The following is a 7,611-nucleotide window of genomic DNA, read 5'->3' as shown; positions in this document are numbered from 1 at the left end:
GGTCCGGCGCAGCCAGGTCACGGGCGCTCCGTGGGCGCCCTGACGCAGCGGCTCCAGGACGTCGTCCCAGGCGGTGCCGAGCAGGCGGTGCAGGCCCCTGGCCAGGGTCTCGCGGCCCTCGCCCCGGTCGATGAGCGCGCGCAGGGCCGCCTCACCGACGACCACGTCCCCGTTCGCGGCGATCGACGCGCGGTGCAGGCCGAGTTCGGGGGTGTGGGAGTAGCGCTCCGAGTCGCACCCCGGTGAGGGCCCCTCGACCACGTCGAAGGAGACCGGGCCGAGACGGCGCAGCTGCCCCGCCAGCCGGCCGGCCGTCCCGCAGGGGGCGCGCCACTGGAGGGCCGCGTGGAACGACCCCGGGGAGCTGGGCTGCTCGGTCCAGGTCAGGGACACCGGTGAGGAGAGCACGGCGGACACGGCAAACTCCAGGTGCGGACACAGTGGCGGCGGGCAGGCCAGCACGGCGAGCATGCCGGGGATGCCGACGGACACCGAACCCGAAACAAGATCACGTGTTGATGGCATTGCGACCACGCAGGACCTCCGTCAACGAGTTACGCCTTCCCCTGCGATCTCGTCTCACGATCGGCCGCGCCGTGCGGTAACGATGGTGCCATGAGCCGCCGGTGGCTGCCATACCTACCCCCGTCTGACAGATCCGATTCATCATTTGATACCTGGATGATTCGTGACAGGCGGCTCCCTCATCCTCCGCACGGCAGGGCCCGGCGAGACAACCAGGCCGAGGCGTCCGAACGGCGTCCGGATGATGTCCGTGGGGTGTCCGGCCGGGCCCGCGCCGGGCCCATGCCGGGCCCATGCCGGGCGGGCCGGCAGACGGGGTCCCGGCGTGGAGGACCGAGCGCGCGGCCACCTCGTGAACCTCGTCCACGGCGGAGGCCGCGATCAACGGTTTGTGATCGACGACGCGGGCGACGAGTTGCGCACGGCGCGGCCCGAAGGTGTACTCAAGCCGGCCCGGCCCGGCCCGGCCGCGGCCGCCGCCCTGCCGGCCGAACCGGAATCCCCCGGCCCGGAATCCACCGGCCGGGAAGTCATCCGAGCCGTCGGTGCCCATCCCCACCAGCACCGGTCGTCGGCGGTTCCCCAACCCCGTAGGCTCCGTGCGTATGTTGCAAGTCTGGCCGGGCAGCCCCTATCCGCTCGGTGCCACCTACGACGGCACCGGCACCAATTTCGCGATCTTCTCCGAGGTCGCCGAGAAGGTCGAGCTGTGCCTGTTCGACGAGGGCAACACCGAGACCAGGGTCGAGCTGAAGGAAGCCGACGCCTTCGTCTACCACGGTTTCCTGCCGAGCATCGGCCCCGGCCAGCGATACGGGTATCGGATCCACGGCCCCCACGAACCTGCCAAGGGGCTGCGGTGCAATCCGTCCAAGCTTCTTCTGGACCCCTACGCGAAGGCGGTCGACGGCGAGATCGACTGGGACCAGTCGGTCTTCGGCTACAACTTCGGCGACCCCGACAGCATGAACACCGAGGATTCCGCGCCCCGGGTGATGAAGTCGGTGGTCATCAGCCCGTTCTTCGACTGGAACGGCGACCGCCCGCCGCGCACCCCGTACCACGAGACGGTCATCTACGAGGCGCACGTGCGCGGCCTGACGACCGCCCATCCCGGGCTTCCGCCGGAGTACCGCGGCACCTATGCCGGCGTGGCACATCCGGTGATGATCGACTATTACCACAAACTCGGTGTGACCGCCGTGGAGCTCATGCCCGTCCACCAGTTCGTGCAGGACGAGCACCTGGTCCGCCGGGGGCTGCGCAACTACTGGGGGTACAACTCGCTGGCCTTCCTGGCCCCGCACAACGCGTACGCGGCCACCACCCGCGCGGGCCAGCAGGTCCAGGAGTTCAAGCTGATGGTGAAGGACCTCCACGACGCCGGCATCGAGGTGATCCTCGACGTCGTGTACAACCACACGGCCGAGGGCAACCACATGGGCCCGACGCTGTGTTTCCGCGGCATCGACAACGCCGCCTACTACCGCCTGATGGACGACGACCCGCGCTACTACATGGACTACACCGGCACCGGCAACAGCATGCGGGTGCGCAACCCGCACGTCCTGCAGCTCATCATGGACTCGCTGCGCTACTGGGTGACCGAGATGCACGTCGACGGGTTCCGGTTCGACCTGGCCGCGACCCTGGCCCGGGAGTTCTACGAGGTCGACCGGCTGTCGTCCTTCTTCGACCTCGTCCAGCAGGATCCGGTGGTCTCGCAGGTCAAGCTGATCGCCGAGCCGTGGGACCTCGGCGCCGGCGGCTACCAGGTCGGCAACTTCCCCCCGCTGTGGACGGAGTGGAACGGCAAGTACCGTGACACCGTGCGGGACTTCTGGCGCGGCCAGGACAAGGGCATCGCCGAGTTCGCCTCCCGGCTGACCGGCTCGAGCGACCTCTACGAGTCCGATGGGCGCCGGCCGTCGGCGTCCATCAACTTTGTCACCGCCCACGACGGGTTCACCCTCAACGACCTGGTCTCCTATAACAACAAACACAACGAGAACAACGGCGAGGACAACCGGGACGGAACCGACGACAACCGGTCGTGGAACTGCGGCACGGAAGGGCCGGCCGACGACCCCGCGGTGCTCGCGCTGCGCGGCAGCCAGGTCCGCAACTTCCTCACCACGCTCTTCCTCTCCCAGGGCGTCCCCATGCTGCTGGCCGGCGACGAGATGGGACGCACCCAGCAGGGCAACAACAACGGCTACTGCCAGGACAACGAGATCTCCTGGCTGGACTGGTCCCTGGCGGAGCGCAACGCGGACCTGGTGGAGTTCACCGCGACCGTCTGCGCCCTGCGCCGGGAGCATCCGGTGTTCCGCCGGCGCCGGTTCTTCCGGGGCGACCCCATCCACCGCCTGGACGCCAGGACGGGCCTTCCCGCCGCCGGCTACGACGGCGGCGAGGCCCTCAAGGACATCGTCTGGCTGCGGCCGGACGGCACCGAGATGTCGGACGCCGACTGGGGGTTCGCCCCGGCCCGCTCCTTCGGGGTGTTCCTCAACGGGCAGGGCATCCCCGACCCCGACCAGCGCGGTGAGAAGGTCGTCGACCAGTCCTTCCTGCTGTTCTTCAACGCCCACTTCGAGCCGCTGGGCTTCCGCATCCCGCCGGAGAGCTTCGGTACCAGCTGGGAGGTCGTCGTCGACACCCGCCCGCCCGCCCCGGCCGAGCCCGTGGCCGCCGACACCACGCCGCCTGGAACCGGCCATGTCTCCGGGGCCCGCGATGCCTCCGGGGCCCGCGATGCCTCCGCGGCCCGGGACGCATCCGCGGCCCGCGACGCATCCGCGGCCCGCGACGCATCCGTGGTGGGCGCGGCGGCCGGAGCCGGCGATGCGGGCGGGGGCGGCGGGCACGCGCGGCCCAGGCCGCCCCTGACCGGCCAGGTCGTGAAGGCCAACAACCCGATCGAAGCCGAAGCCCGTTCGACGCTCGTGCTGCGCTGTGCCGACTGATCCGCGGGGCGGCTCCGGCGCTGCCCCCGCCGGTGGCCCGGCTGGGCCCGGCGGTGCCGGTGGGCCCGGTGCCGGTGGGCCCGGTGCCGGTGGCGAGGCCGTCCGGGCCGTCCCCACCGCGACCTACCGGCTGCAGCTGAGCATGGAGTTCTCCTTCACCGACGCGGCCGTCATAGTGCCCTACCTGGCCACGCTCGGCGTCACCCACCTGTACTGCTCGCCCGTCCTGGAGGCGGTCGACGGCTCGGCCCACGGCTACGACGTGGTCGACCACGGCCAGATCAGCCCCGAGCTCGGTGGGCAGGCCGGGTTCCGGCGGCTGGTGACCGCGTGCCGCAGGGCCGGGCTCGGCCTGGTGGTGGACCTGGTGCCCAACCACATGGCGGTGGCCGCGCCCGAGCCGGCCAACACGGCCTGGTGGTCGGTGCTGCGCGAGGGCGCCGAGTCGCCGTACGCGTCCTGGTTCGACATCGACTGGGACTCCCCGGAGAACCCCGGGAAGATCGTGGTCCCGGTTCTCGGGGACGCGCTGGGCACCTGCCTCGCCCGCGGCGAGATCCGGCTGGCGACCGACGAGGACGGCGCCTGGGTGATCGTCTACCACGACCACGTGCTGCCCGTCGCCGAGGGGACCGCCGACCCCGACGACGTGGCCGCCACCCTCGAACGCCAGCACTACCGGCTGTGCTTCTGGCGGGTCGCCGGCACCGAGCTGAACTACCGGCGCTTCTTCGACATCACCACCCTCGCCGGCCTGCGCCAGGAGGATCCGGACGTCTTCGCCGCCACCCACCGCCTGATCCTCGACCAGGTCCGGGCCGGCGCGATCGACGGCCTGCGGATCGACCATCCCGACGGCCTCGCCGACCCCGAGGAGTACCTGCGCCGGCTGTCCGAGGCCACCGGGGGCGCGTGGACGGTCGTCGAGAAGATCCTGGAGCCCGGCGAGGCGCTGCCCGACACCTGGGTGTGCGCCGGCACCACCGGCTACGACGCGCTGAACCGGCTCACCCGGCTGTTCATCGACCCGGTCTCGGCCAGGGCGTTCAGCACCCTCTACGCCGAGATCACCGATGTGCGGGCCGACTTCGCCACGATCAGCCGCCGGGCCAAGCTCGACGTGCTCGCCGGCGCCCTGCGCCCCGAACTGGACAGGCTGGCCACCCTCGCCCTGGCCGAGGCCCGGCGGCGGCGCGCGGACCTCACCCGCGTCGGCCTGCACGAGGCGCTGGCCGAGGTACTGGCCGCCTTCCCGGTCTACCGCGCCTACGTCCGGCCGGGCTCGGCGGCGACCCTGGAGGCGCGCGGGCATGTCGTGCGGGCCTGCGCGCGCGCCCGGGAGTCGCTGCCCCTGCGCGCGGGCGAGATCGGCCTCGTCGAGGAGCTGGCCCTGTCCGGCCCGCCGGAGTTCGTCGTCCGCTTCCAGCAGACCGCCGGGCCGGTCATGGCCAAGGGCGTCGAGGACACCGCCTTCTACCGGTACAGCAGGATGATCGCGCTGAACGAGGTCGGCGGCTCCCCCGGCGACTTCCCCGGCTTCCCCGCCGGGCATCCGCACAGCGCGGTGCACGAGTTCCACGAGGCCAACAGCGCCACCCAGCGGGCCTGGCCGCTGACGATGACCACCCTGTCCACGCACGACACCAAACGCTCCGAGGACGTCCGCGCCCGGCTCGCCGTGCTGACCGAGGACCCCGACGGCTGGGGCGGGATCGCCCGCCGCCTGCTCGCCCTCGGCGAACGGCACACCGACATCGAACACGGCTGGCCGGACCGTCCGACGAACTACCTGCTCGCCCAGACCCTCGTCGGGGCCTGGCCGCTGCCGGCCGACCGGGTCCGGCAGTACATGCTCAAGGCTGTCCGCGAGGCAAAGACCCATACGTCCTGGACCGCCCCGCACCCCGGGTACGAGTCGGCGCTGACGAACTACATCGACGCCGTCCTCGACGACCGGGACTACCTCGCGACGCTGGAGACCTACGTCGCGTCCCTGGTGGAGCTCGGGCGCCAGAACTCCCTGGCCCAGAAGCTGCTCCAGCTCATCTCCCCCGGCGTGCCCGACGTCTACCAGGGCCAGGAGCTGTGGGACGCCTCCCTGGTCGACCCGGACAACCGGCGCCCGGTCGCCTTCGGTGAGCGGGCGAAGCTGCTGACCGAGCTCGGCCCCGAATCCGGTGGCCGCAAGCCCCCGCCGCTCGACGACACCGGGGCGGCGAAACTGCTCGTCGTCGCCCGCGCGTTACGGCTGCGCCGGGAACACCCGCAGTGGTTCGGCGCCCAGGCCACCTACCGTCCGCTGTGGGCGTCCGGCTCGGCGGCCGACCACGTGGTCGCCTTCAGCCGCTCGGGCTCGGTGGTAGCCGTGGCGCCACGCCTGGTGCTGGGGCTGCGCCGCGGCGGCGGCTGGCGCGACACCACCCTCTCGCTGCCCGAGGGCCGCTGGACGGACCTGTTCACCGGCCGCCGCCACGACGGCGGCGTCGCCTACGTCCTGCGCCTCCTGCGCGACTTCCCCGTCAGCCTCCTCGTCCGCACCCAGTGAAACCCAGGACGGGCCCGCCGCCATTCTCGTCTTCCAGGTGGGTGGGAGCTGTCCGGGCCAGGACATGCGGTTGATGCGTACCGTGGCCAGCCGGCGACGGTACGGTGGCACCACGGCTACCGGGACATCGCGGCTTCCAGCATCCCTGGGCTTTCCGCGAGAACGGCGGCTGCCAAGGGGCGCTGGGCTGCCGAGGTGCGCTGGGCTGCCGAGGTGCGCTGGCCGAGGCCCTCGCCGGCGGTGGGGTTCAAACGAGACTCTGATTTTCGTCGTCGACCTGCTCGACGTCGGCTGAGGCCGCCCCGGCGGGGCACTGTGCATCGTGGTCTCATGCCTCGCGGCCGGCCGCGGACACGCGTGCCGCGCACTCGAGGATGACGTCGGCGGTGAGCGCGGCATCGTCGAGGCCGGTCTTCCACGACGACACGCTTAACGGTCTTGTCTCAGCCACGCGATGGGTACCCCTGTTGACCATGACGATCATGTCGGTGAGATCGGAGGCTCGCCGGCATCCTGCCCGGGGGCCAGCAGGCCGGCGGGGAGACCGGCCGGTTCGTCCGCCGGGTCTCGGCGACATGAGGCACGGGCCCGGCACAGCAGCGGGGCCCGCCGCGCCCATCCGGTCAGGGCCCGAAAAGAATTCTCTCGTCGCCGCCGCAGAACTCCTTCGTGAGCGCGATCAGCTCGTTGGCCGCGTCCCAGACGTAGCTGGCGTCGGTGGCCCGGTTCCCCTGGACGATGTAGAAACACTCGGTGGTGTCGAGCACCACCTTGGTCTTCTCGACCTGCCGCGTCTCCATCCGACAGATGATCTCGCCGGCGCCGTCGATGTAGCCGTACTCGCCGGCGGGGACCGGCTTGGGCTCCGTCGCGCCCAGCGGCACGAACCGTTCCGCACCGGTTGTGGACGTGAGACGGATGTCCCCGTCCACGGCTGCCAGGTCGTGCGCGCCGAGCGCCAGGCGGGTCCGCAGCGAGACCAGGTTGTAGATGTCGACGAGAAGATTGATCCTGGGCAGCGTCCCGGTCCTGCGGATCAGGCGCAGCAGGTTCTCCGGCGACGCGACGTTCTCCCGGTTCGACCGCCCGACCGCGGTGTGCAGGTCACGGAATCCGGCAAGGACCGGATCACTCTTGAAATCCTCGTTGGACGGAAAGCTCGGAAGACCGGCGAGAGTGCCGGCCAGCAGCGAGTCGAACTGCTCGTCATCCTTCCTGTTGCGCAGGTTCCCCATGACGAAGTAGACGCCCGTCAGCCCCAGGCCCAGAACTTCCTCAGCCGCCTTGAATGTAATTTCCTCGCATCTTTCTCCGATATGGGGACTGACCAGACCGGCCTCCGCAGCACCCATGCCGGAGCTCCTTTTCACGCGATATCACCAATGGCCGGAATCCTCGGCCGCCTCAGCAGAATAGCATGTTCAGTCACCCCCGAAGGGGGGTCCGGACAGCTGGGCATACGTACCTCGTCAACCTGCGAGGACGCGATTTCGAGAACCCGGCGGACCGGTCGTACAAACGCAGGCCACCGGCGCCGTCGCGCCGAACCACGCCGTGCGTGCGGCCGCCGTC

Annotated in this window: 5 protein-coding genes; 2 read left to right on the top strand and 3 right to left on the bottom strand. The window is 70.9% G+C overall.

What is annotated here, in order from left to right; translation table 11 throughout:
- Window positions 1-525: DUF3145 domain-containing protein (locus NBW84_RS05720; protein WP_250282381.1), on the bottom strand; the 525-nt coding region annotated here is incomplete at its 3' end.
- Between the two features lie 605 nt (window positions 526-1,130).
- Here NBW84_RS05720 and glgX point away from each other — a divergent pair.
- The gene (gene glgX / locus NBW84_RS05715; RefSeq protein ID WP_250282375.1) at window positions 1,131-3,494 is read left to right on the top strand and encodes a glycogen debranching protein GlgX; all 2,364 of its coding nucleotides are present in this window, start codon (window positions 1,131-1,133) and stop codon (window positions 3,492-3,494) included.
- A complete protein-coding gene (gene treY, locus NBW84_RS05710) occupies window positions 3,484-6,039 on the top strand; it encodes a malto-oligosyltrehalose synthase (protein WP_445548644.1) in 2,556 nt (851 codons plus the stop codon). Before glgX ends, treY begins: the two co-directional genes overlap by 11 nt.
- A gap of 328 nt (window positions 6,040-6,367) precedes the next feature.
- Here treY and NBW84_RS05705 read toward each other — a convergent pair whose 3' ends face one another.
- Together NBW84_RS05705 and NBW84_RS05700 are read right to left on the bottom strand one after the other, a co-directional pair.
- Window positions 6,368-6,523: a hypothetical protein gene (locus NBW84_RS05705; RefSeq protein WP_250282374.1), complete on the bottom strand. Its 156-nt coding sequence runs from the start codon at window positions 6,521-6,523 to the stop codon at window positions 6,368-6,370.
- A 139-nt stretch (window positions 6,524-6,662) separates the two neighbouring features.
- Window positions 6,663-7,391, bottom strand: a complete 729-nt coding sequence (locus NBW84_RS05700; protein ID WP_250282373.1) for a phenylalanine--tRNA ligase beta subunit-related protein — start codon at window positions 7,389-7,391, stop codon at window positions 6,663-6,665.
- Window positions 7,392-7,611: the final 220 nt, after the last annotated feature.

The sequence above is a fragment of the Protofrankia sp. CiP1_Cm_nod2 genome (assembly GCF_920664355.1).
Classification (GTDB): Bacteria; Actinomycetota; Actinomycetes; order Frankiales; family Frankiaceae; genus Protofrankia.
This window is presented reverse-complemented; position numbering and strand designations above follow the sequence as displayed.